This is a genomic window from Trichocoleus sp. FACHB-46 (assembly GCF_014695385.1).
GTDB lineage: Bacteria > Cyanobacteriota > Cyanobacteriia > FACHB-46 > FACHB-46 > Trichocoleus.
The window spans coordinates 18,931-42,520 of record NZ_JACJOD010000077.1 but is presented as its reverse complement, the minus strand read 5'-3'; the positions used below and the strand labels follow the sequence as shown (position 1 = coordinate 42,520).

General features: G+C 48.6%; 31 protein-coding genes and 2 pseudogenes. 4 read left to right on the top strand and 29 right to left on the bottom strand.

Annotation, left to right across the window (positions count from 1 at the left end; translation table 11 throughout):
* Window positions 1-412: 412 nt before the first annotated feature.
* From H6F72_RS28435 to H6F72_RS28425, 3 genes are all read left to right on the top strand, one after another.
* Entirely contained in the window at window positions 413-1,012 is a 600-nt protein-coding gene (locus tag H6F72_RS28435; protein ID WP_190443223.1) for a ParA family protein, read from the top strand.
* 192 nt (window positions 1,013-1,204) lie between these two features.
* Window positions 1,205-1,585, top strand: a complete 381-nt coding sequence (locus tag H6F72_RS28430; protein ID WP_190443226.1) for a ParB N-terminal domain-containing protein — start codon at window positions 1,205-1,207, stop codon at window positions 1,583-1,585.
* A gap of 13 nt (window positions 1,586-1,598) precedes the next feature.
* Entirely contained in the window at window positions 1,599-2,375 is a 777-nt protein-coding gene (locus H6F72_RS28425) for a transposase (RefSeq protein ID WP_255527390.1), read from the top strand.
* A 255-nt stretch (window positions 2,376-2,630) separates the two neighbouring features.
* On the opposite strand, the gene H6F72_RS28420 is transcribed toward H6F72_RS28425, so the two are convergent.
* The 3 genes from H6F72_RS28420 to tnpA all read right to left on the bottom strand — a co-directional run bounded on the left by H6F72_RS28420 (window position 2,631) and on the right by tnpA (window position 5,316).
* Window positions 2,631-2,951: a hypothetical protein gene (locus H6F72_RS28420; RefSeq protein ID WP_190443222.1), complete on the bottom strand. Its 321-nt coding sequence runs from the start codon at window positions 2,949-2,951 to the stop codon at window positions 2,631-2,633.
* Window positions 2,952-3,072: 121 nt separating this feature from the next.
* Window positions 3,073-4,449, bottom strand: coding sequence for a group II intron reverse transcriptase/maturase (ltrA, locus tag H6F72_RS28415; protein WP_199299365.1), 1,377 nt, complete (start codon window positions 4,447-4,449; stop codon window positions 3,073-3,075).
* 435 nt (window positions 4,450-4,884) lie between these two features.
* Window positions 4,885-5,316: an IS200/IS605 family transposase gene (tnpA, locus tag H6F72_RS28410; protein ID WP_348252580.1), complete on the bottom strand. Its 432-nt coding sequence runs from the start codon at window positions 5,314-5,316 to the stop codon at window positions 4,885-4,887.
* Here tnpA and H6F72_RS28405 point away from each other — a divergent pair.
* On the top strand, window positions 5,302-5,454 hold the full coding sequence (locus H6F72_RS28405) for a hypothetical protein (protein ID WP_190443228.1): 153 nt from the start codon (window positions 5,302-5,304) through the stop codon (window positions 5,452-5,454). The genes tnpA and H6F72_RS28405 overlap by 15 nt on opposite strands.
* Before the next feature lie 153 nt (window positions 5,455-5,607).
* On the opposite strand, the pseudogene H6F72_RS28400 reads toward H6F72_RS28405, so the two are convergent.
* From H6F72_RS28400 to H6F72_RS28285, 26 genes and pseudogenes are all read right to left on the bottom strand, one after another.
* Window positions 5,608-6,114: pseudogene (locus tag H6F72_RS28400) on the bottom strand (IS6 family transposase); the annotation flags it as partial.
* A 29-nt stretch (window positions 6,115-6,143) separates the two neighbouring features.
* Window positions 6,144-6,872 carry a type II CAAX prenyl endopeptidase Rce1 family protein gene (locus tag H6F72_RS28395; protein WP_199299364.1) on the bottom strand — a complete coding sequence of 243 codons (729 nt, stop codon included), beginning with the start codon at window positions 6,870-6,872 and terminating at the stop codon, window positions 6,144-6,146.
* Between the two features lie 29 nt (window positions 6,873-6,901).
* Window positions 6,902-7,279 (bottom strand): nuclear transport factor 2 family protein, encoded by a 378-nt coding sequence (locus tag H6F72_RS28390; RefSeq protein ID WP_190443218.1) that lies wholly within the window; start codon window positions 7,277-7,279, stop codon window positions 6,902-6,904.
* A 66-nt stretch (window positions 7,280-7,345) separates the two neighbouring features.
* Complete coding sequence (locus tag H6F72_RS28385; protein WP_190443216.1) at window positions 7,346-7,645, bottom strand: hypothetical protein; 300 nt, start codon at window positions 7,643-7,645, stop codon at window positions 7,346-7,348.
* Window positions 7,642-8,100, bottom strand: a complete 459-nt coding sequence (locus tag H6F72_RS28380; RefSeq protein WP_190443213.1) for a peptidoglycan-binding protein — start codon at window positions 8,098-8,100, stop codon at window positions 7,642-7,644. Before H6F72_RS28380 ends, H6F72_RS28385 begins: the two co-directional genes overlap by 4 nt.
* Window positions 8,101-8,210: 110 nt before the next feature.
* Window positions 8,211-8,612: a RidA family protein gene (locus H6F72_RS28375; RefSeq protein WP_190443211.1), complete on the bottom strand. Its 402-nt coding sequence runs from the start codon at window positions 8,610-8,612 to the stop codon at window positions 8,211-8,213.
* A gap of 68 nt (window positions 8,613-8,680) precedes the next feature.
* The gene (locus tag H6F72_RS28370) at window positions 8,681-9,058 is read right to left on the bottom strand and encodes a hypothetical protein (protein WP_190443209.1); all 378 of its coding nucleotides are present in this window, start codon (window positions 9,056-9,058) and stop codon (window positions 8,681-8,683) included.
* Window positions 9,059-9,198: 140 nt separating this feature from the next.
* A complete protein-coding gene (locus H6F72_RS28365) occupies window positions 9,199-9,954 on the bottom strand; it encodes a glucose 1-dehydrogenase (RefSeq protein ID WP_190443207.1) in 756 nt (251 codons plus the stop codon).
* Between the two features lie 201 nt (window positions 9,955-10,155).
* A complete protein-coding gene (locus H6F72_RS28360) occupies window positions 10,156-10,731 on the bottom strand; it encodes a TMEM175 family protein (RefSeq protein ID WP_190443205.1) in 576 nt (191 codons plus the stop codon).
* Window positions 10,732-10,900: 169 nt separating this feature from the next.
* Entirely contained in the window at window positions 10,901-10,999 is a 99-nt protein-coding gene (locus H6F72_RS30625) for a DUF5996 family protein (protein ID WP_370527576.1), read from the bottom strand.
* Complete coding sequence (locus H6F72_RS28355; protein ID WP_190443203.1) at window positions 10,999-11,454, bottom strand: hypothetical protein; 456 nt, start codon at window positions 11,452-11,454, stop codon at window positions 10,999-11,001. Before H6F72_RS28355 ends, H6F72_RS30625 begins: the two co-directional genes overlap by 1 nt.
* The gene (locus H6F72_RS28350) at window positions 11,447-12,340 is read right to left on the bottom strand and encodes a pirin family protein (RefSeq protein ID WP_190443201.1); all 894 of its coding nucleotides are present in this window, start codon (window positions 12,338-12,340) and stop codon (window positions 11,447-11,449) included. Before H6F72_RS28350 ends, H6F72_RS28355 begins: the two co-directional genes overlap by 8 nt.
* A 106-nt stretch (window positions 12,341-12,446) precedes the next feature.
* Complete coding sequence (locus tag H6F72_RS28345) at window positions 12,447-12,764, bottom strand: alpha/beta fold hydrolase (protein ID WP_370527574.1); 318 nt, start codon at window positions 12,762-12,764, stop codon at window positions 12,447-12,449.
* 104 nt (window positions 12,765-12,868) lie between these two features.
* The gene (locus tag H6F72_RS28340; RefSeq protein WP_199299363.1) at window positions 12,869-13,558 is read right to left on the bottom strand and encodes an NADPH-dependent F420 reductase; all 690 of its coding nucleotides are present in this window, start codon (window positions 13,556-13,558) and stop codon (window positions 12,869-12,871) included.
* Window positions 13,559-14,010: 452 nt separating this feature from the next.
* On the bottom strand, window positions 14,011-14,508 hold the full coding sequence (locus H6F72_RS28335) for a lipocalin-like domain-containing protein (RefSeq protein ID WP_190443199.1): 498 nt from the start codon (window positions 14,506-14,508) through the stop codon (window positions 14,011-14,013).
* A 30-nt stretch (window positions 14,509-14,538) separates the two neighbouring features.
* Window positions 14,539-15,402, bottom strand: coding sequence for a dioxygenase (locus tag H6F72_RS28330; protein ID WP_190443197.1), 864 nt, complete (start codon window positions 15,400-15,402; stop codon window positions 14,539-14,541).
* 146 nt (window positions 15,403-15,548) lie between these two features.
* Window positions 15,549-15,653, bottom strand: a pseudogene (locus H6F72_RS28325) (SDR family oxidoreductase); the annotation flags it as partial.
* A 62-nt stretch (window positions 15,654-15,715) separates the two neighbouring features.
* Window positions 15,716-16,738: an LLM class flavin-dependent oxidoreductase gene (locus tag H6F72_RS28320; protein WP_190443194.1), complete on the bottom strand. Its 1,023-nt coding sequence runs from the start codon at window positions 16,736-16,738 to the stop codon at window positions 15,716-15,718.
* 113 nt (window positions 16,739-16,851) lie between these two features.
* Complete coding sequence (locus H6F72_RS28315; RefSeq protein ID WP_190443192.1) at window positions 16,852-17,751, bottom strand: pirin family protein; 900 nt, start codon at window positions 17,749-17,751, stop codon at window positions 16,852-16,854.
* 156 nt (window positions 17,752-17,907) lie between these two features.
* Window positions 17,908-17,997 carry an AraC family transcriptional regulator gene (locus tag H6F72_RS31290; RefSeq protein WP_370527575.1) on the bottom strand — a complete coding sequence of 30 codons (90 nt, stop codon included), beginning with the start codon at window positions 17,995-17,997 and terminating at the stop codon, window positions 17,908-17,910.
* A 122-nt stretch (window positions 17,998-18,119) separates the two neighbouring features.
* Entirely contained in the window at window positions 18,120-18,287 is a 168-nt protein-coding gene (locus tag H6F72_RS30620) for a hypothetical protein (protein ID WP_242017200.1), read from the bottom strand.
* Window positions 18,288-18,376: 89 nt separating this feature from the next.
* Window positions 18,377-19,132, bottom strand: a complete 756-nt coding sequence (locus tag H6F72_RS28305) for an SDR family oxidoreductase (RefSeq protein ID WP_190443190.1) — start codon at window positions 19,130-19,132, stop codon at window positions 18,377-18,379.
* Between the two features lie 88 nt (window positions 19,133-19,220).
* The gene (locus H6F72_RS28300) at window positions 19,221-20,189 is read right to left on the bottom strand and encodes a zinc-dependent alcohol dehydrogenase family protein (RefSeq protein WP_190443188.1); all 969 of its coding nucleotides are present in this window, start codon (window positions 20,187-20,189) and stop codon (window positions 19,221-19,223) included.
* A gap of 336 nt (window positions 20,190-20,525) precedes the next feature.
* On the bottom strand, window positions 20,526-21,437 hold the full coding sequence (locus H6F72_RS28295; RefSeq protein WP_190443186.1) for an alpha/beta fold hydrolase: 912 nt from the start codon (window positions 21,435-21,437) through the stop codon (window positions 20,526-20,528).
* Window positions 21,438-21,510: 73 nt separating this feature from the next.
* A complete protein-coding gene (locus H6F72_RS28290) occupies window positions 21,511-22,479 on the bottom strand; it encodes an SDR family NAD(P)-dependent oxidoreductase (RefSeq protein WP_190443184.1) in 969 nt (322 codons plus the stop codon).
* A 267-nt stretch (window positions 22,480-22,746) separates the two neighbouring features.
* Window positions 22,747-23,502, bottom strand: a complete 756-nt coding sequence (locus H6F72_RS28285) for an SDR family oxidoreductase (RefSeq protein ID WP_190443182.1) — start codon at window positions 23,500-23,502, stop codon at window positions 22,747-22,749.
* Window positions 23,503-23,590 lie beyond the last annotated feature (88 nt).

Below are 23,590 nucleotides of genomic sequence, written 5' to 3'. Positions count from 1 at the left end.
TGCTACTCCAAATCAGTTGAGATGTTGAAGTGTTCACTTCGGTTGCTGCTGCATTATTTGAAGTATCGGACAATTCCTCTCTCAGCTTAAATCATTACCTATTCAGCAACGCCCATTACGGAATTCATAGAAACCATTGTAAAGATGTTCTGATAAACGATTTCTCGAGTGCTTGGTTTGCTAAAAGCTCTTGAAATCTGCGGTGGCTTGAGCAGTTTAACAATGGGGAGCCTGATCACCTCTCCATATGTGTATAGCTCAGGCCTACTATCATCAAGCTAGCTGCATCTTTTAAGCAGTTTAAGGTCTCTGCTAGGAAAAGAAAAATTGATTTGTTGTGAGATTATGAAATAACGTTCCGAACGTGCATAATTAGAACATTAATTCTGCGACACCTAAGCCTGAAAGCAACATGATTATCACGACTGCATCATTTAAAGGTGGAGTGGGTAAGACAACTACAGCTGTTCATGTTGCTGCTTACCTGCAAATGAAGGGGGAAACTTTATTAGTGGATGGAGACCCCAATCGATCTGCGACTCGATGGGCAAAGCGAGGTCTTGGTTTTCCCTTTAAGGTTGTGAGTGAACAACAAGCAGCTAAGTACGCGAAAGATTTTCAGCATATTGTGATTGACACACGAGCATGCCCTGAAGAAGAAGACTTAAAGGATTTAGTCGATGGTTGTGACTTGCTTATTTTGCCCACTACCCCTGATGTTTTATCTTTAGATGCCTTAATGCAGACTATTCACTTGATGAAGAAGCTGGGGTCGGATCAATATCGGGTTTTATTGACTCGTGTACCCCCACCTCCTCGTAAAGATGGAGAAGACGCTAGAGAGATGTTGGTAGGAGCGGGTTTCCCGATCTTCCAAGGTCGGATTCGGGAATTAGTAGCCTTTCAGAAGGCGGCGCTTGAAGGTGTCGTGGTTCGTAAAGTCAGCGATCGCCGAGCGGGGACTGCTTGGAATGAGTACGTTGCCATTGGCAAGGAGATTTTGAATGGGTAGATTTAATAAACTGTTGTCTGCACTGCAGGAAGAGAAAGAAACGCCAATCCCCACCCTAAGTACTCCAACCAAATCACAAGATGTCCATCAATCCCTAAACCGTGATCGCATTATTCGTGATCCGGAGCAGGTCCGAAAGTACTTTGACCCGGATAAATTGAATAGCTTAGCTCAGACGATTGTGAGGAAGGCATCTTAGAAGACTTAGTCGTTTATGAATCACCAGAGCGTCCAGGATACTATCATCTAGTCTTTGACGAGCGTCGCTATCGTGCGTCTGGAATTGCAGGGTTGACGGAAGTTCCGGTTCGGATTATTGATGAACCTGAGCCCAAAAAAATCCTCAAGTTACAACTCATTGAAAACAAACATCACGAAGAACTGAACCCGATTGAGGAAGTTGAGGGGGCACTGGCACTGCTGTCTGCTGAACTGGAAAAGCCTGTTGAGGCTGTGATCGCTTTGCTGAAGCAAATGGATCATGACGTTCGACGAGCGTCCTATAACGTTATAGGACAGCCAATGGGAGAAGCCATTATTAAGATCCTCGAAGGCTTAAACATCAAGTGCTAAGTGCTCTGAACCATTGCCGATCCGCTGGAGTCGCACTTTGCCTAAAGGTGCTGAGCCGTCCACGATCACCGTCAAGCTTGACCCATCTGGCCGCTGGAGTGTTTCGTTGTTGATAAATGACGAGGCGATTCAGCCATTGCCTAAGGTGGATAAAGCCATTGGAATTGATGCGGGGATTACCAACCTGATCACCACTAGCGACGGTGAGAAAGTTGCCAACCCTAAGCACTTTGCTAAGTTCTACCAAAAGTTGAGACGTGCTCAGAAGAGGCTGAGTCGCAAACACAAAGGTTCTCGCAATCGACATCAGGCACGGCTTAAAGTGGCTCGTGTTCATGCTCAGATTCGGGATGCCCGTCAGGATTTTCTGCACAAGTTGACGACGCGATTGGTGAGAGAAAACCAAACCATCGTCGCGGAGTCGCTGGCAGTTAAAAACATGGGCCAGAATCGGAAGTTGGCGCGAGCGATTTCTGATGCAGCATGGGGTGAGTTGATGCGTCAACTGGCCTACAAAGCTGCTTGGTATGGGCGTAACTTCGTTCAGCTTGATCGCTGGTTCCCTGGCTTTAAAACTTGCTCGAAGTGTGGACATAAAGTAGACTTACTACCTTTGAACATTCGGGAGTGGGATTGTCCTCAGTGCGAAGCTCACCATGAGCGGGATGTGAATGCTGCTTTGAACCATTTAGCTGCTGGGCAAGCGGTGTTAGTCTGTGGAGCGACCGTCAGACCTGAGGAGAGTAAATCTCGGAAGGCAGGTGCGAGGAAGCAGAAACCTAAATCGTGAGGTTTAGGAATCCCACGCGCTTTAGCCGTGGGAGGATGTCAACTATCTCATCACCAGTTTGCGCGGTTAGTACAATCAAATTGCACAAGTTCTTGAAAGGACGAAATTGAGGTTCCAGCATCCAACGGACTAGAATTGCTGTGCTCTCGACTCCCATACCCCAGTTGAGAAGATGTAGTTGAGGAATCATGACTTAGAGACAAAAAGTCCTCCAAACAGAGGTCTGGAGGCACTGATAAAAGAGGGGTTGTAGTCTTAAATAGGAGTTTGTGTTCGTTCAGTGATATGCAGGAACCCACTATTAGTACCTTCTGGGTTTGCCTGAACAATCACATAGAAGAAGGCTTCTGCATTAGATTGTTTAACAATCAGGTAAGGGTAACCCTCATGAGTTAAGCCAGCTTGGTAAATTTGACCACCAATCAGCTTGACGAGCTCTTGTTGATAGGGGTTCATCGTAATGTTCCGATTAGTCTGTATTTGCCGAAGCCAGCTATGAAAATCAATGCTTTGCGGTTCAGACGTGCGATCGCTAGGTTTAAGTTTGCGCGTGCGTTCATAAATAGCTTCTGGCACTACGCTTTTTGGATGGGCGTCAATGACAATCGGGATAGGGAGAAACCTCGCAGTTCCCCCCTCCCACACCACCTGGCATACGGGTCCGTACCAAGGCGGTTCAATCGAGTTGAATGCCAAATCAGTCGTTAAGTTTTGGTAGTCCCTGTCTGTTGAAGTAATCGTTGCTTAACGCCAGTTGAACGCCAGGTGTATGGCAAATCCGCCACGGTCCCTTGTTACTCCACGCAGTGGTATGAGCCAACAACGGTGGAACACCTAACGCTATCAACTCCCGCTTGCGCCGCCGATAGGTTTTCCATTGTTTCCACAATGCACAACGCAATCGACGACGAATCCAGCTATCGAGGTCTTTGAATTGCCGGATGGTTTCGGCAAATTCAAAGTAGGCTTTCCATCCTCGCAGGTATTGGGATAACTCGGCTATCCGTTCCTGCCAGTTCACACTTCGAGTCCGGCGAGTCAATTGCCGCACTCGTTGCTTGAATCGCCGAATGGCTTCATTAGCCACTTTCCGTCGATGCAGTCCTCCGCTTGCTGTGAAGCTGAATCCCAGAAACTTGCGCTCATGAGGGCGAGCCACCGCACTCTTGCTCTGATTAATCTTGAGCTTGAGGCGATGGGTGATGAATCGGCTAATGCTCGCCATCACTCGTTCTCCGGCTCGTTGACTGCACACATAAATGTTGCAATCATCCCCGTAGCGCACAAACTGGTGCCCTCGTCTCTCTAATTCCTTGTCCAATTCATCTAAAACAACATTGGACAGGAATGGCGAAAGCGGTCCACCTTGGGCGGCTCCTTCATGGCGAGGACTCACTAAACCATTCTCTAAAACGCCAGCTTTTAGATACGCTCGGATTAATTGAAGCACTCGGGCATCGCTAATCCGTTGTGCCAGGACACTCAAGAGGCGGTCATGATTCACTCGGTCGAAGAATTTCTCCAGATCGAGGTCAACCACCCATTCATACCCTGCCTTGAGATAGCTTTGCGCTTGTGCTACGGCTTGATGGGCCGACCGCCGAGGGCGAAATCCGTAGCTGTGTTCAGAGAAGCTTCTATCCCACTTTGCTTGCAGAACCTGCAAAGTTGCCTGCTGAATCAGGCGATCTAATACAGTGGGAATGCAAAGTTGGCGAACTCCCATACCATTCAGTTTTGGGATTGCCACCTTCCTAACTGGTTGTGGTCTGTAAACCCCATGAAGAAGACGTTCCTTGATGTCGAGCCAGTGAGCTTTGAGGTAGTTTGGTAGTTCCTCGACGGTCATTCCGTCTACCCCAGGGGCTCCTTGATTCTGCATCACACGCTTCAGCGCTGGGAGCAAGTTACTTCGTTGACAAATTTCCTCCATTAACGCTGCATCAAACATCGGGCTTTGGGAAGGCTGTCCCGCTATGAGTAAATCAGCCGTTCCCGCATTCGAGCCAGGCTTCACCTGCTCGAATGCAGGAGACGCTCCTTGCGAAGTTATCTGCCTTTTAGAATTACTCATAGGTTCCAGGTCTTATTCACCACTCTCGATTGTTTGGACCTTCAGCGATCCTCGCCTACTATGTCCGCTGCTGACTTCTGCGTCAGGGTCAGAGCAGATTGCTCTACTCTTAGTCCGTTTGGACGTGCCGCAGACCTCCCGGAGTAAGTTCACACACTTTTGGTACACAACCGCCGGATTTACGTTGCCGGTGCTTGATGGATATGGACTTTGTGATCTCATGCTCACTCGTCCCACCTTCACGCCTCTAATCCAGTTTCTATTCGTCGGCTCATACCTTTGCTCCACGCTTCCTTCAGACCTTACCTCGCGATAACGCCCTTGCGCTTCACTACCCTTCACCTCCATCAGGTTGGGAGAGGACTTTCACCTCCTAGCGTGTACACATGTCCGGCACACATGAACTACCCCGCCGCAAGCAGCGGGGTATCAGCATCAAAAAAGAGTCAATTGCTCAGCTCTATGTAGCCGAAGATAGTCGTTGCCCTGAGCTTTAACGTATTTGGCAATCATGCTTTCATCACCATGTTTGCCGACGGTGCTGGCAAAGTAGCCATCACTCCAAAACTCTCCACCCCACAGCTGTCGTTTCACCTGAGGGCATCGCTTGAACACCTCACGTGCCGTCAAGCTTTTGAGCATCGTCACCAGTTTCGTCACACTGTAGCTTGGCACCGACTGCACGAGAAAAGGCACATGGTCTTTGTCTACCCCGATTTCCACGAACTTGATCTCATAGCGCTTTTCAATCTCTAAGCACACCTCTTGCAAGACTGCATCAACTTGTTCATCGAACACCGCCCGACGATACTTAGCTGGAAAGACAAGATGGTATAGCAAAACCGTGACGTTATGGCTTTTGTGGATCTACTCACTCATCTGTGCATTTTACGCCGCAGAGCAGCGGGGAATCGACCCGCAGAGATTGAAATTGACGATATAGAGATTGCTCCAGGGAAGACTGATATGAAAGCGGTGAGATTCACCAAGCAGGTTGAAATTTAGATAGTGCTCCATCTCGCATTGAGGCTAAACGTTTGAAGCATTTAGAGCGGTAGCTCTGAAGTTGACTTAGGGAATAAAGTCTCGAATTCTTGGCTGAGTTTATTCCCTAAGTCAACTTCAGGGACGTTTAACCAGCCGGATGGAGTTCAGAGGATTCAAATACTTTACCTGCCGTAATTCGGTCTCAGCCATCAGGGGTTCCTCCTGCTTCAGCGCTTCAATTGCCACGGGATAAGCCGCATTCTTGTCCACATTGATGACGCGCGGTTTCTCTACATGACTAGCTTTCAGCAGTTTACAAAAAAACTGAGTTGCCGCTTTACCATCCCGCTTCGCACTTAACATGAAATCTAGCGTGTTCCCATCTGAGCCCACTGCACGATACAGATATTTCCATTTCTCTTTAGTCTCGATGTACGTCTCATCAACTCTCCAGGAGTCGTTAGTGGGACTTAGATGCGGACGAATCCGTTTATCCACCTCTGGTGCGTACTTCAATACCCAACGGTTGACGGTCGAATGATCTACTTCCACCCCTCGTTCTGCCATCATCTCCTCCAAATCTCGATCGCTCAAGGAGTAGCGACAATACCACCGCACATTTACCAAGACGATCTCAGGTAAGGAATGCCACCACTTGAACAGAGTAGGAGTAGACATTAGAGCAGGAGAAGGAAGGTTAGGACTATTTACCTTACCACACACCAATTTTTGCGACACAACGTTCCGTCAATCAACGAGACCACAGTCCACAACAGAACCGGAACGAGGAAGTAGTTAGAAAAGACCATCAGCCAGCCACCCGTGATCGCCTCCGGGTTGCCGAGGTGCGGCAGCGTGAAGATCACGGCTGACACGATCACCAAAAAGACACGGTTACTCCAGATGAGGCTCGCACCCTGCAAGATGTATCCACGGAAGAAAAGCTCCTCGGTGGTTTGGATGGCGGTGAAGATCAGTGCGATCGGTACGAGGAGCGCCAACGCTGCCAGGTCGGAGTTAAAGGAAAAGGTGTCGGGGTAGAAGAGGTACTGTCCCAGCCCACCGATTAGGCAGAATGGCACGAACCACGCCACGAACCCATGCCCGACGCGATACCAGCTTATCTTCTCCTGCGCCGTGATCAGCGTTAGGGGAGGGCAGCGGTGGATGAGGGAGACGGTGAGCAGGGTTCCCCCGAGGAAGCACGGGAAACCCACCATGATCACCAGGAAGCTGCCCATAGAACCGAGCGTGGAGTAATCCGCTTGCCTGAACACTGCAAACCCCTCCTGTCCGCCGATGGCGATCGCCACGAGTAAGCTGGCAACGGTGCCGACAACCAGCCACGCAAAGAGGATGATTGACCAGCCCAAAAGATACCGCCACCAGCGGTGACTACCTCGCCGAGCAGCCTCTACATAAGTTGCATTTTTCATGAGAATATATCCTGACTTTTGCAGATGATTTACCCTGCGCTACTGGTTTCATCCTTGACCTTGTTTTTGATCACGAAAGCCTTTAATTCGACCATCTTGCCGCCGCGAAAGCGCCAGACATCGCAGTACGAGTAATAAGCTGCCTTCCCGTCTGCGTCCTCCAGTGTGATGTCGCCAACTGCCGTGACGAAATCACCTTCAGCGATTAAGTTGACAACTGTAAACTTTGGCGGCTTTATGTATGTCTCTGCCATATATTGGCGAATAGCTTCTTTTCCGTTCAGGGTCTTGTCCCCTACGAACGTCCATTTCGTGTCGTCAGTGCAGAATGACAAGAATCCTTCATAGTTGCCTGCAGCGATCGCCGCGTTTGCCGCTTCTAAGATGGCTTTATTGTTCTCTGACATCTGAATCTCTCCTCTGTTCAAAGCAACAAAGTGGTGTGAGTTGTTATGCTGTTGCCCCTCACTGGTTTACTTCTCGGGACTGGTAAACGGCTTACATTGAATCGCCTTCACATTTCGTAGATAGTTCAACTGTGGCTCGAAGCCAGTCGGACAGAAGACATAAACATTGTCCTGAGATCGGCTAATGACTAAACGGTAGCTGGGTGGAATCCCTCCAGAACTTCCGATCAGTTCGATTCTGGGAATCACTTGTGAACTGACTTGAGCCAGGGATGGAAAATTGAACAGTAGGAGTACGCCGAACAGAATTGTGATTGCGATTGTGGTTGTAGTTGTGATTTTGGTTGAAAGAATCTTTCGGTTCATGAGAAATCTCCTGTGGCTTGTGGTTGTTTAATGTTCTGTTGTTTCCAGGGAAGCGGCGATCGATAGGGGTTTTCGTGCATATCCAGGACTTCCCAGGTGGTTGGATTGACTCGCCCTGTAACTGGGATTCCGTATCGTTGCTGGAGATCGCGTACCGCAGACGCTGTGACCGCACCAAAGATGCCATCGACGATCGCCCCTCTTGGATTGCCTAACCTCACACCTGCGGCTCCTAAAAAGCCATTGTCTTGAAGAATGCGCTGTAACAATTGTACGTCTCTGCCGCGATCGCCTTGGCGCAAGGTGGGTAAGGTTAAATCAGTGTAGGCAGTTGCGATCAGAACGGGTGATGTTTGCTGTGAAGAAAGGCTGTGTGCGCTCGCTGGATGAGTGAATGAACCTCCGAGCAACCCTGTAGCGATTGTTAGTAAGCTGAAAATGGTTTGAAGTTTCATGATTGTCCTCCTGATGGATCAGTTCTAGTTGGCATCAATTTCGTGTCAGAATTATTACTCCATCTGTTTGCTTCGATCGGTGTAGAGCAGCGCTGCCATTGATGCAAAATTCACGAAACAATTGCAGTAACACGAATTTCAATCCGCATTTTTGGAAGTGCAAGAGCCGCGACTCCTACCTCTGTCCAAATGGGGGCATGGTTGGGCATGTAATGACGAAATAGCTTGACCATCACCTCATTAACTTCTGGGGGCAACCCACCAACATGGTAAGAATTGACATGAACAACATGCTCCCAGCCCGCCCCGGCAGTTGCCAAGGTTCGCTCTATGTTCCGAAACGCTTGAGCGATCTCGTCCGCGAGCGATTCGGGAATTTGCAGATTGTCATCCCAGCCACCTTGACCGGATATCTCCACGCGATCGCCAATTTTTACGGCTTGCGAGTAATGCAAGTTATTCAGCATGTATTCCCCATAACCGGGGGTAACAAAAAACTCAGGCTTATTCATGGTGTTTCTTTTCTTTCAAATTCTTATGGTGCGGAGCGAGTTCGTTTCAGGAACATCCGATCTAGACACTAATGTTCAGAATTCACTTGCCATGTAACAACGATGATTTCTGCAAACAGTAAGACAACTAATAGCCGCGAAAATGCTTGTAAAATGGTTTCCATTGTCCAGTTCTGACTCTGAAGCTCCCAGACCGTCACAATAATGTTCACTCCAATCCCCAACCAGGGTAGAATGATTGCTGCATTCCGTCTGCGATAGAAGCGGATCGTCGCCTCCCGCCAAAAAGGGAAGGTACTGAGAATACAAACAAAGTAGGATACTCCTGCACTGATGAACAGGCTAGTTTGAAGACCCGAAGGCAGGTTTGGGTATCCAAGTGCGATCGCTGTCAGGCAAACTCCTAGCGCAAGATACAGGAAGGTAAACCAGGTAAATCGTTTCATTCTTTCTCCAATAGAGTTTACTCTCCGTACCAGACACGCATACATTGAAAGCAATTGGTTGACCATCTCATGAAGAAGCGATCGCGGTTTGATTTGTTGATGGATCGATTCACTGTGAGTCCACGATCAACAATCAAAAATCAACTCACTGTATATCCACCATCGATTACTAAGGGTTGCCCCGTAATATAGCTGGCAGCGTCGGAGCAGAGAAACACAACCGCTTGAGCAATTTCCGTTGCCTGACCGATCCGACCCATTGGAATCAAAGAGCCTAAATCATCCGCTGTGATACCCAGTTGCCCAAAGGCGTGATCGAGCAGTTCAGTCGCAGTGCCTCCAGGATTCACCGCATTAACCCGGATGCCTTGCTTGGCATAGTCCAGCGCCGCCGCTCGCGTCAGCCCCATTACTGCATGTTTGCTGGCAACGTAAGGAGAAGTCTTCGGAAACGCAACGAGACCACTCGCTGACGAATTGTTCACGATCACACCAGATCCTTGAGACAACATTTGCTGAATTTCGTACTTCATGCACAAAAACAGCCCCCGAACATTGATTGCCATCAGGTTGTCAAAATCTTCAATTGATTGTTCATGCAGAGGCTTAAAAGAGCCGTTAGTGCCTGCATTATTGAAGGCACAGTCGAGTTGCCCGTAGGTTGCAACCGTCTTTTGCACTAATGCTTTGATGTCTTCCTCATTCGAGGCATCTGAATGAACGTATAAGCATTCGGCACCTGTTTCGCGAATCAGTTTGGCGGTTTTTTCACCTTCTGCGTCGCGTCTACCGGAGAATACTACCTTTGCTCCAGCAGCCCCGAAAGCGATCGCCGTTGTTCTACCAATTCCCGATGTGCCCCCGGTGACTAACGCTACTTTATCTTGCAGTATCATTTTGTTTCTCCTGTTTCAATTTCTGTGGGTAAATTCCCCGCCCCGTGGGGCGTAAAATGCCAGGATGAGTGAGTACATCCATAAGCGGCATAACGTGCCCGCACACCGGACGCAGATCACCTTTGTCTGTGACCAACAACCTATATTTGTTTTGGTGCAGAGGGTTTGTTAGCTAATTTTTGTTGCATCGAACATGGAACTTTATGAGTTCAACGCCTTTTCAATACGACGGTCGGGAATGAGCCACAGGACCGCAACCAGAACGTATAATGCACATGCAAGCCAAGGGATTGCAAAAGCAAGTGGAATTGTAACTGCATAAGTCAATACTGATAACTTGCCTTTAAAATTTCGACCAAGAGCATTTGCAATTGTGGAATCTTGACCGTGGTGAGAAACAAGCGTGCGGGTCAGAGTGAAGTAGGCGATCGCAGCCAACAATAGAACCACACCATAAAGCGCCACAGGCAACGCAGCAAAGTGATTTTCACCCATCCATGCGGTGACAAAGGGAACTAATGATAACCAGAACAACAAATGTAGGTTTGCCCACAAAGTTGAACCATTCACTTGTCGGACTGCCTGAAACAGGTGATGGTGATTGTTCCAGTAGATACCAATATGCACGAAACTCAACACATAGCTTAGAAAGGTTGGAATCAACTGACGTAGTGCAGCTAAATCTGACTCATGAGGTGTTTTTAACTCCAGCACCATAATGGTGATAATAATAGCAATTACCCCATCACTGAATGCTTCTAACCTACCTTTAACCATTTTTGGATATGCTCCTTGTTTGCTTACCGCGTTGTATAACTGCCGTTTGCAAAAATTGTTGTCCGGTTATCCACTATCCGTTCAGTATCTCTAAGTGGCAGCAGATCGCCTCAAACTTTGTATCAAGGTCGCTAGTCCATCCGCTTCAGCAATTTGCAATTTGTTAGCCTTACACGGCTGGGGAACGCTCCAGGGCTACTCGATCCCAATGTCCTAAGTTGGCTGCTGCCTCATAGGTGCTTTGGAGAAAAGCAAGGAGGTTTGCAATTACACAATCGGAGCAAGTTCAGAATCTGTGAATTTTGGAGGTTGAATACTGTCAGAGGTCAGCAACATCACGACATCTGCATGAGCTAACACGACATCGGGGTGGCGTTGAAGCGCCGTATTATACTTCATGGCAAACTCATCGCCCGATTCATCGGGGCTGAGCAGTGTACGAATGTCACTGTCGATCGCTTCAATTGCCTCCGATATAACAGATTCATCGGCATGACGCAACTCATCGATTTGGATAATCAATTCTGAGAGTCGATGCAACCAGGCAAACTGCTTATGACTAATCACCAGTTGTAGCAATTCACCTCTAGAAACTTGCCCTCGAACTTGCTCATAGGTAAGACGCTCAGTCTCTAGTAAAAGCTTGTACAGATGCAGTAGTTTGATTCGTATCTCACTCAAGCGTTGATGTTGACTAGTCCAATCTTGAAATGTGTTAAGCATAAATCTGTCCCATCCTTCCTTCTTGGTAGTCGTTGATCGCCTGGATAATTTCAGCTTCAGTGTTCATTACAAACGGACCGTAGCGCACGACTGGTTCGTTAAGGGGTACACCTGCAATCAGCAGAAGATCTAAAGGACGCTGAGCATCAGCAGGGTTGGAGATCACTACATCTTCTCCATCTTGAGAAAAGAGCACCATCTGCCCATCATCACCAGGCGCTGGCTCTGTCCCAAACAACCCAGACCCCTCCAGTACATAGACAAAGGCGTTGTACTCTTTTGGTACAGGCTGGATCATCGTTGCCCCTGGTTGCAGTGTGAAGTGGAGATAAATTATCGGCGTGCGCGTCTGAATTACGGCTTTTGCCCCTAACGCTTCTCCCGCAATCACCCGCACTGTCACAGACCTATCTTCGGTTTGAGCGACCGGAATTTGAGCCGCTGGAATTTCCTGATAGCGAGGTGGCATCATTTTGTCTCGTTGTGGCAGATTGACCCATAGTTGAATGCCGTGGAGCCGTCCACCAGTTTGGGTAAACCTTGACTCCGGCATCTCGGAATGCACAACCCCGGCACCTGCTGTCATCCACTGGACGTCACCCGGATTTAGTAGCCCGGCGTGCCCCGCAGAATCTTTGTGTTCTAACCGCCCATCCAAGACATAGCTGACGGTTTCAAAACCCCGGTGCGGATGATCGGGTGCACCTTTTGCTTGACCCGGCTTTAGATTAATCGGACCCAACTCGTCGAGGAGGAGAAACGGGTCAAATTCAGAGAAGCTACTTTTGGGAAAGGGCCGACGTACAAGAAATCCGGCCCCTTCGAGTGTTTCAACGCTGTTGATTACTCCGGCAACGGTTCGAGACGTTTGAGTGGGGACAGTCATAGAATTGCCTCTTCAGAACTAGACAAATATGTGTATTGTTTGAGCCTGACTCAACAGGGTGAATCACAGAGTTTTTTCGCAAGCCAGAAATGCAGCAGATCACTAATTATTCCTGCTGAAGAAAGTGCAGCAACACGGGATTGACCTGATCAGCGTGAGTCCAGTTGATGGCGTGCGGTCCACCGGGAATGACAACCAGTTGACTGTTTTTGATCAGCTTCGGGAGTCTTGCTGCGGTGGACTCAAGTGGCAGAATGCGATCGCTATCTCCATGAATAATCAGAGTCGGTACATCAATGCGGGGCAGATCATCGCGGAAATCGGTGAGCCAGGAGGGTACACAGTCCAAAGTCCCTTTAGCAGAAGCCCCTACTGCTACATTCCAACTGGCTTGAATCGCTTCATTGCTGATGCTAGGGACCAACGCCCAGCGGCTTCACAGTCGTGAAACCCGATGCGCGCTTATGGCCCGCAGCTAGGGCCGACGCGATGAAGTTTCGATGCTCGTCGGAGACTTCTTCTGCGCGATCAGATCTTGATGAAGTTGTGCGCAGCCAATGAACCAAACGGCAAAGACGCAATCGTGCCGCCAGCTTCCAGAGTGCCTAGATCCGCAGGGAAGAAGCCCGTGCCGTCAATGATTTTTCGCACTTGGGTTTTGGCATCGGCGTCGTCACCTGAGTAGAACAGCACCCGCTGTCCACCAGACACTTTAGGCTCCTGCAATAGGTTCACCTCCAGATGATTAAAGGCTTTCACTACGCGTGCACCCGGTACGTATTGCTTGAACACCTCGCTGGAGAATTTGCCGCCTAGATCAACAGCCCTGATACCGTAGGCTGCCAGCGGATTGCTGGGGTCTTTGGCATCAGGTGAATCTGGGTCGAGGAATTCAACTGGGTTGGTGCTGTCAATGACGATGCGACCATTCCATGCAGGCAGGGCACTGAATACCTTCTCTGCATCGACCCAGCGTACAGCCGCAATGACGATGTCGGCGCTGGCGGCTTCGGCAACAGTGCCGGCCTTTATGGAGGGGCCCACTTCGGCTACAAAGTCAGCCAGCGATTCCGGTCCGCGGCTATTGGCTATGGTGGCTGCAATGCCATTTTTTGCCAACATGCGCGCCAGGTTCGAGCCGAGGGCTCCTGAACCAATAATTCCGATACTCATATCGATGTTTGCAGAGTTTTCTTGACCAAGGGTAATGTCAGACATGAGAGGTTTCTCCTTTGTAAATCGATGATGTGTTTTTGTCTGTTGCATCACAATTGTGATGCAGCGATCGAGCACCGTCTTAACAATGTTGCGTTAAGCAGACTTCAAGATGGGGCAAGCATCCATTGCCTACCGTCACTTCAGAACGGCAAGAATCCTTCATTGTTGCCTGAGCGCGATCACCGCGTTTGCCGCCTCTAAGATGGTTTTGATTCTGCTTCGGTAGCCAGCGCGGCACGCACACCAGCATCGAGATTCATGCGGTCTAGAAATCGTGACAGGTTCTCAGGTTCTCAAAGCCTTGTAGTCCGACCTGAGTGTTGATCGCCCAACGCAGAATGACAAACAGGTAGGGATCGGCAATCGATCGTTCGCCAGTGAGCCAGTTTCGTCCGTCGAGATAACTGAGGATAGCGACGTTTTCAGTGAGTGAAAAGTGATCGTACTTGCCTCTACTTCGTTATCGACAACGAACTCCCCTTGCTACTAATGCGTTCCCACAGCAGCTCAAAAACCGCTTCAACACCATCACTCAAGACCGGCGGCGTCACGAGCGTTAGTCGGCTCTCATTAAGAGTAAACGTGCGAACTAACGTTGTACCAACGCGATTAGGAATTGATGCAATTTTAATTTGGTGAGTTACTGTGTTGCCACTCAACGTATAAGTTCCAGCGTAAGCATTGAATGTTGTAAATGCTTGAGCAAGCTCTTCCACGGGTAAAGATTGCATCTGGGGAGTCAGCGGTGATCTGACCTCCTGACTCAACGGTGTGCGATCGCTCCTAGAAAACATCACCATCATGTGACCATCTGATGTGTAAGTGATGTAGCCAACCGGATGAGTTCCATACACGTCTGGAGTCACCGTTCCATCAGCGTAAATGGCAGTTGCAGAAATTAACTTCCAAATGCCAATTAGCAGATTGTTCTGGATTGATGGTGTAGACATAATGTGCAACCATTGCTTGATGATTCTCCGCTAGAGAGTAGCGGGTTTCAACACAAAATCAAACTCAGTCGTGTAAAACGGTTTACTTTGATTGTGTGCCTTGAGTTCGTCTAGCACTTCGTGCTTTTGCAATTGAACGATCGTCGATCGCACGGAAAAGGTTGTATCTGAATCCAGGTGAGGATCGCCAGCAATAAAAATTTGTGTTGTCAGTGGAGTGTACTCCGGAGCACTGAGTTTGAAATGGATGTGAGCCGGCCGCCAGGGATGCCGTCCCAAGAGTCCCAGCAACTCGCCACATGGACCACTGCTTGGCACTTTGTAACCTAGTGGCACGACGGTTTCAAACATATACTTTCCACTCTTGTTCGTTTTGAAACGTCCGCGAAAATTCCCCAACGGCTGAGATGGCTCTTGGCCATCATATAATCCTTTGGAATTGGGTTGCCAAACATCAATCAGAGCATTGGCGATCGGTTGACTGTTCAAATCTAAAACCCTGCCTGACAGGAAAAGCGAATCTCCTTCTGTATCAATACCCAAGCGATCGCCCATCTGCCGTTCTGGTGCATTCGGCACATACAATGGTCCTTCTAAATTGCTTTCTGTACCGCGATGGGCATCGTGCAGCAATTCTACCAACTCTGAGATCCCTAGTAGATCCGTCAACAAATGGATCTCTCCAGTGGGAATCTCTTGAGTGTGATGACTTGCCTGGTTGAGAAAATTACGTCCCTGCTGCAATTCTGATTCTGTCAGATTCACCTCACGCACAAAATCATGCAAATGTGGAACTAAGCTCGTGTAAATTTCATAGAGTCGCGGGTGAGATTTGCCGCGATCGCCATGATTAATGACGGCTTCAGTGATAGTGTCAAGTGTGATGTTCTGCACGATCAAACTCCTTTTTAGTTACGTGATTAATGATGGTTGTTTTACGGCGACTATCTTGACTTATAGTCTGTGTCCTAATCTAATTGGCTACAGCTATACCAGTGCAACTTTGCCTGTAAGTGTTGTCATCTCGCACTTTCGTTCGACTACTGCGCTACAGACCCACCATCCACCATCAACGTTGCACCTGTTGTGAACGATGCCATCTCAGATGATAGAAACAGGACTGCGTTTGCAACTTCAAGCGGTGTTCCAACTCGTCTCTCTGTCTTGTTACCCTAACGGAACTTAAGTTGAACCATGCCCGCATATTTTAATTGTTTAAGAGAGGCGACATTTGCATTCCAATCAATTCAATGGAGCGCATCAGTTGGGCGTGATTCATCTGCGCGTTGTCCATTTGAAAAGTTACTCTCGAAATGCCGCCGAGCGATTCGCTGTGACGGCGGATTTTCTCCGCCACTTCTTCGGGGCTGCCGACCAGTAACGCGCCGGTTGAGCCGCGCTGCGCGTCAAAATCGGCGCGCGTAACAGGCGGCCAGCCTCTCTCTCTGCCAATTTTAGTAAAGGTTTCGGCGTAGCCCGGAAAAAATTCTTCAACGGCTTGTTCAGTCGTGTCGGCGACATAACCGATTGAATGCAATGAAACTTTCAATGTTTCGGGCGCGTACCCAGCGCGCGCTCCGGCATCGCGGTATAAATCTACGAGCGAGCGAAAGCGATGCGTTTCGCCGCCGATAATGGCAACCACGAGCGGCAGTCCAAGCATTCCGGCGCGGCGGAAAGATTGCGGCGTACCGCCGACTCCGATCCAGATGGGAAACGGCTTTTGCAGCGGACGCGGATAAATTGCTTGGTTTTCCAGCGCGGGGCGAAATTTGCCCGACCAATCGACTGTTTCATTGTCCCGAATTTTGAGCAAGAGTTCGAGCTTTTCAGCGAAAATCTCGTCGTAATCTCCGAGACTAAATCCGAATAGCGGAAAGGCTTCGGTGAACGAGCCGCGCCCGACAACCATTTCGGCGCGACCTTTTGAGATCAAATCGAGCGTGGCGAATTGTTGAAACACGCGTACCGGGTCAGCCGCGCTCAGCACCGTAACCGCGCTGGTTAGACGGATGCGCTCGGTGCGTGCGGCGGCAGCGGCGAGAATAACCGCGTTTGCCGAATCTAAAAATTCATGCCGATGATGCTCGCCAATACCGAAGATATCCAAGCCGGAACGATCCGCCTGCTCTATTCTCTCCAGCAGTTCGGCGACAGACTGCGTGGCATCCGCCGTTTCACCATTTTCACTCGTTCCAACCGAGGCAAAACTGTCAATTCCAACTTCCATATCATTTCCCAAGCGTTTTGCGAATGAAATAGACTTAATCCGAAATAGTAGAAAGCCTTGCTGTACGAGTTAAGCTGCTGTTCTCTCGCTCAGCAAAGAACGCCTAACCATTCTCAACTCAGAGGGGTCACGCTACTATCGCGATCTGAATTATCAGGGAGCGGAATGAATTCAGTTTCACCAGGGACCGCTGGGAAGCGGCGGTCTTGCCAATCTTGTTTTGCCTGCTCGATACGCGCTGAGCGGCTCGACACAAAGTTCCAGTACTTTGTGCGATCGCCCACTGGTGCCCCGCCGATAATCATTGCTTTTGCCTCAGCCCCCGCACGGATATCTACTGATTCATCCGGCGCTAAAACGGCTAAACGATATGGCTCTAACGGCTTTCCATTTATGAATAGGCCGGATGTGACGCTATAAACTGCCCTTTCTAAACCTTCTATTGGTGCTAGCTGAAATTGACTACCCTCCGTGAAAACGAGCGCTAGGTAAAGAGTGGCAGAGTAGGTTTTAACTGGTGATTGGTGAGACTGATAGCTACCGGCGATCAAGGTCGCGCTGGTGCCTGTTTGAGTCCACCTCGGTAAATCAATCGCCGGATAATGTGAAAAGCTGGGTTCAACTTCTTCAGCGATTTCGGGGAGAGCAATCCAGGTCTGAATGCCGTGAAGAGTAGATTCTTTCTCTCTAAAGCTCTCGGGCGATCGCTCAGAATGAACAATACCTTTGCCCGCTGTCATCCAGTTCACCTCGCCCGGAAATATCTCTTGTACTGTACCTAGACTATCTCTATGCAGAAGGCTTCCTTCAAACAAATAGGTAACCGTCGCTAAATTAATGTGTGGATGGGGTCTAACATCGACGCCTTTTCCAGCCGGGAAAATAGCTGGGCCTAAGTGATCAAAGAAGATGAAAGGTCCAACCATTTTTAGGGTTTCACTCGGTAAGATGCGCTGTACACTAAACCCACCTAAGTCATGCTTTTCAGGCGTGATTAATTGCTGAATACTCATTTTTGTACGCTCCATTCTTAGTTGACGTTGTGGACGAAGATACAACCTTAGTTCGGTTTCTGCTTCAGATTCTTGCCTAACTCAACTTCAATGTAATGAGTGCCAAGACTCGATTTCTTTCAGATTCTTAGGACAACTTTTCAGATTCTTATAGTGCTAGCGAATCTGCTTGGGGGTCTTTCCCGTGAATCGCTTGATGTGCTGCGTCAAATGGCTTTGACTGGAGAAGCCTACTTGTAGGGCAATGTCTGCGGTAAGCGAAGCTATCCCGAAGGGTTATCGCCAAATCTGTTTTCGACAGCATCAATTTCGCCTGTTCCACGCGCTGTTGAATCACGTACTGACGGGGAGAAATTCCCATTGTTTGCTTAAGCAAACTCGCAAAGTAAGTCGGGCGAATTATTGATCACTTCTGCAAGCTCAGTCAGTGACAAATCTCGAAGGTGAGTACGAATATAGCCGAGTACTTGCTGTAATCGGTTGTGCGTTAAGCCTTTGAGCTTGGCTTCAAGGGTTGGCGTTGTAATTGTTAGCATGGTTTAAAGATTGGCAATTTGCTCAACAAAACAGGCAAAAGCTAGCCATCGCGCATTCGATCAATGCAAAATATTGCATTGCCGATCGACTACTGCGCTACATATCCACCATCTACCATCAACGTTTCACCTGTTACGAACGATGCCAGGTCAGATGATAAAAACAGAACTGCATTTGCAACTTCAAGTGGTGTTCCAATTCGTCCGATCGGGTGGAGTCCTGTTATGTAAGCTTTGACCTCATCCTGCCCACCTGTAGCTGCTTCAAACATATCTGTTTCGATTGCTGCTGGTGCAACGACGTTGATGCGAATCCCCGCTTTGGCATATTGGAGTGCGGCGGCTTTTGTTAAGCCTACTACCGCATGTTTACTCGCGGTGTAGAGGGGTTGGGTAGGAACTGCAACGACTCCAGCCCCAGATGATGTATTGACGATCGAACCACTTCCCTGTTTCAACATCTGAGCGATTTCATATTTCATCGACAACCAAACGCCTTTGACATTGACGTTCATAATGCGCTCGTATTCAACTTCTGTTTGCTCAATCAATGAGGGGTTTTCGCCGACCATTCCTGCATTATTAAAGGCAATATCTAACCGACCAAAAACGCCAACCGCTTTATCAACCATTGCTTCAACATCGGCTTCTTTCGTGACATCTGCTTGCACAAAAATCGCCTCTCCGCCAGTATCCTTAATCAATCGAACCGTTTCTTCGCCTTCATCCATTCGACGACCCACCACCACCACCTTTGCTTGTTGTTGTGCATAAGCGATCGCCGTTGCTCTGCCAATTCCCGCTGTGCCACCAGTAACTAAAGCCACTTTATCTTGCAGTATCATCTTATTTCTCCTGTTCCAATTAATATTGACCTTCAACACACAATCAAAATCCGATCCGTTTAGCAATTACCAACGCCGTAAAGCTGGTTTAATCTTCTGTAAACTTCAGCACAATTTTGCCCCGTGTTCCTCCCTGCTCTAGACGCTGATGTGCCAGAACGACCTGATCCCAAGAAAATACTGAATCAATCACTGGGCGAAGCTGATGACGCTCGATGAGTTTTGTCAAAGCCTCTAATTTTCCTCGGTACTGGGGTGAAAAAACAAAATGAATCGTCAGATTCTTACCCCATGCTTCAAGCAGCGATTGCGGTATTGCAACGTCTACAATGCTTGCAAGCCTACCAAAGGGACGAATGATTTCTAGACTACGCTGAATTGTTTCTCCGCCGATCGTATCTAGAACTAAATCCACACCCAGTCCATTTGTTTCTTGACGAATGACTTCTACGTAATCTTCATTTTTGTAATCAATCACCCGATCTGCGCCCAGCTCTGTCACGAAATCTCGGTTTCTAGAACTACACGTTGCAAAAACGTATGCCCCTATTGCTTTGGCGAGTTGAACTGCGATCGAACCCACTCCACCCGCACCCGCATGGATGAGAACTGTTTCCCCAACTTGTAGATTGCCCCTAGTCACTAGACAATCCCAAGCCGTTCCGCCTGCAAGCGGAAAAGAAGCTGCTTCAATGTGCGATAGATTTGCAGGCTTCAATGCAACAATCGCTGCATCAGCCACATGATACTGAGCGTAGCTACCGAATTCTCCAAAAATTTGCGGCGAGTAATACACTTCATCTCCCACCTTGAAATCAGTCACAGCTTCTCCAACTGCCTCAATCACCCCTGAAACATCAACTCCAATGATGGCGGGTAATCGAACCAGTTCCTTGTAATCACCACGACGAGTTTGATAATCGACCGGGTTAATCGAGGTTGCACAAACTCTGACTAACACCTGATTCGCCTTCAGTGTTGGTATGGGAACAGTTTGAATCTCAAACTTCTCAGCATCACCAAACGCAGTTAATACGGCTGCCTTCATAGATTTCATCTGTGCCAACTCTCCTTGATTTAGAATTAACAGTGATGGGATTTCGATACCACTCAGCGGAGGTAAGTTCTCCCTAACTTCGTAAGTCAGCACGATTTGGTAAGGTAGTTACCGTTTAGTAGCAAATGCAGATATCACAGCCTCGTAGCACACCAAAAAAGTTTTCTTGCTCCCAGCCAAAGGCGATGTGCAACTTAACTAAATAGTCATGTCGTTCCATTGTTTCTCATAGCGATCTCCTTTCTTTTGTAAGCCTAAGGTTCAGGTCATTAGCCAACAACTGGCTGAGATTCAATTCTTCGACACCGAAGCCTAATTGCTGAATGCTTGATTCGTCTATCGATTTTTGATTGTTTTCAGAAAACCAAGATAATTCGATGCTGCTTCCTGAGCGTTTTCGATCAACAGCAAATGTCCTGCTTTGGGTAATTGAATAATTTGGCTCCCTGAAAGACAGCGATGTGAGCGATCGACATCCCGAATATCATAGATTTTGTCTTCCTGACCCCAAATTGCCAGGGTCGGAACCCGACTGTGAGGCAACTGACAAAGCACATCATCATAAAGATTCACAATGTCCCAAGTCTGCTGATAATTTCGATTACGATTCACATAATCGTTCACTTTCTCGGTTTTGACCTCATCCGGAATCGTAGGAGGCGTCACGAAAAGCAGACTGATTTCTAGATCGAACTGCTCTTTGGTAATCGGAATAAAGGGATTGATGCCCTCAATAATCGATTTCCTGACGCTAGTTGCCCAATTCGTTATGCCTAGCGGTGAGCCGATAAAGGCGAGGCTGCGAACTTGGTTGGGATAAAGCTGGCTGTAAAGGGTTGCGATCGTGCCCCCCATCGAGCTACCTGCAACATCAAGGGATTGAATCTTTAGCTGCTCGACAAACTGGTGCAGGAGGGCTACCTGATTCTCTAGTGCATAGTCTTTCACGGTAAATCCAGTACTCTTGGCATAACCGGGTAGATCGGGTGCGATCGCTTGATAGCCTGCTCTAGCCAACTCGCACATCATGCCATTCCACTGCTCTTTCTCGGCAAATAATCCATGCAGCAGTAAAATCGGCTGTCCTGTCCCTGCTTGATTATAGGAGAGCGTTCCACTCCCGATTTGGGTAGAGCGAGTTGCGATGTCACAGGTTGAAGCAGGAGTTGCGCGATTCAGCCAACCAGAGCCAACAAGCACACTGACAACCAGAACGATAATAACTAACCGAAGAGTGAACTTTCTCATGAATAGTTTTTCCTGACTATTCCAAATCCCAGGGTAAACGCATCTAAATTTTATTGACAAAAGTCGAAAACCTTTAAGATACAGCGCTGATCAATTCCTCGCTTTTCGCCCAAAGCTGCTTAGCTTTGTTAGCGTCAAGTGCATACGACCTGACACCGTCAGCAAATGGGTTGGGTGTGTCATTGATTGGCGCGATCGCGCAATCTTCAAGATAGTGTCCGCCGATCTCGTCTTTATTCGCCACGACTGCTGCCCAGACCGATGTCGCGGCTGCCTGCGGAATCTCTTTCAACTCTTTCGGCGGCAGACCCGCTTCGGTGCGCGCTGCGTCAACGGTCTGTAAAAGTCCCTGCAACTCCTCCTGCGAGAAATGGCGGGGTAGGTCCGTCAGACTGTTTCCGGGCATCACCGAAGCAGCCCGAATGCCGCGATCGCGATGCCGTCTGTCAAACTCCACAGCGAACAGTGAATTGGCGGTTTTCGATCGGCTATAGGCAACCCATGGATCGTACGACTGCTGCTCGAAATTCGGATCGTCCAAGTCGATATCGGCACCGCGATGCGCGAGCGACGACAGGACGACCAGCCGTCCATTATCGGCGAGCAACGGCTCGATCCCATTGATCAGGGCGAAATGACCAAGATGGTTAGTTCCGAACTGGACTTCAAAGCCATCGATCGTCCGACCGAACGGAGTTGCCATAACGCCAGCGTTGGCGATGATGGCATCGAACGGTTGACCGTCAGCCAACAGTTTATCCGCACAGGCACGAACGCTTTGCAAGGATGCCAGATCAAGATTGATCAACTCCAGGCTGCCACCTCCTTGCGACGCGGCATCACGAACCGATGCAGTGGCTGGCTCAGCTTTAGTGAGGTTCCTGACCGCGCCGATTACACTAGCGCCGTGCGAGACCAGTGAGCGGGCGGTTTCGAGTCCAATGCCTGACGATGCACCCGTAATGAGAAATCGCTTTCCCTTGAGATCAATGCCAGAAAGCACCTCGTCGGCGGTCGATTTTGCACCAAATTTTTCAGCCATTTCTTTTCCTTTCGTTAATTGTGAGTGTAAAAGTTTTGATCTTTCGCATACCCTACGATCACCGCTCCTAAACCGCGAGAACCACCCGTTACCAGTGCAATGCCTGCAAGTGTTGTCGTCATGATGGACTCCTTTAGATGTATTACTGCTCAATCAAACACCGCGTATTACCGGGATGCCCTTGAGGAACCAACAGCACGGAGAGTGATCGAGCAGATAATGCAGGTCGATCGCGACTTGGTCGCAACGTGTCGCACTGCCGATCGACTACTGCGCTACATACCCACCATCTACCATCAACGTTTCACCTGTTGTGAACGATGCCAGGTCAGATGATAAAAACAGGACTGCATTTGCAACTTCAAGCGGTGTCCCAACCCGTCCGATCGGGTGGAGTCCTGTTATGTAAGCTTTGACCTCATCCTGCCCACCTGTAACTGCTTCAAACATATCTGTTTCGATTACTGCTGGTGCAACGACATTGATGCGAATACCTGCTTTGGCATATTGGAGCGCAGCAGCTTTTGTTAAACCGACTACTGCATGTTTACTCGCGGTGTAGAGGGGTTGGGTAGGAAATGCAACGACTCCATTCGCAGATGCCATATTGACGATTGAACCACTTCCCTGTTTCAACATCTGAGCGATTTCATGCTTCATCGACAACCAAACGCCTTTGACATTGACGTTCATCGTGCGATCATATTCCGCTTCTGTTTGCTCAATCAATGAGGGGTTTTCGCCGACCATTCCTGCATTATTAAAGGCAATATCTAACCGACCAAAAACACTCACTGCTTTATCAAGCATTGCTTCAACATCGGCTTCTTTCGTGACATCTGCTTGCACAAAAATAGCCTCTTTGCCAGCTTCCTGAATCAATCGAACTGTTTCTTCACCTTCATCCATTCGACGACCCACCACCACTACCTTTGCCTGTTGTTGGGCATAAGCGATCGCGGTTGCACGACCAATTCCTGAAGTTCCGCCAGTGACTAATGCCACCTTGTCTTTAAGCATCATGATAGTTACCTCTTGTTGTGAATAGCTGTGTCACTTTGTCAAAAACTCAATGAGCAATACGTGTAGGAGCCAGCAATAAGAAGCGCCT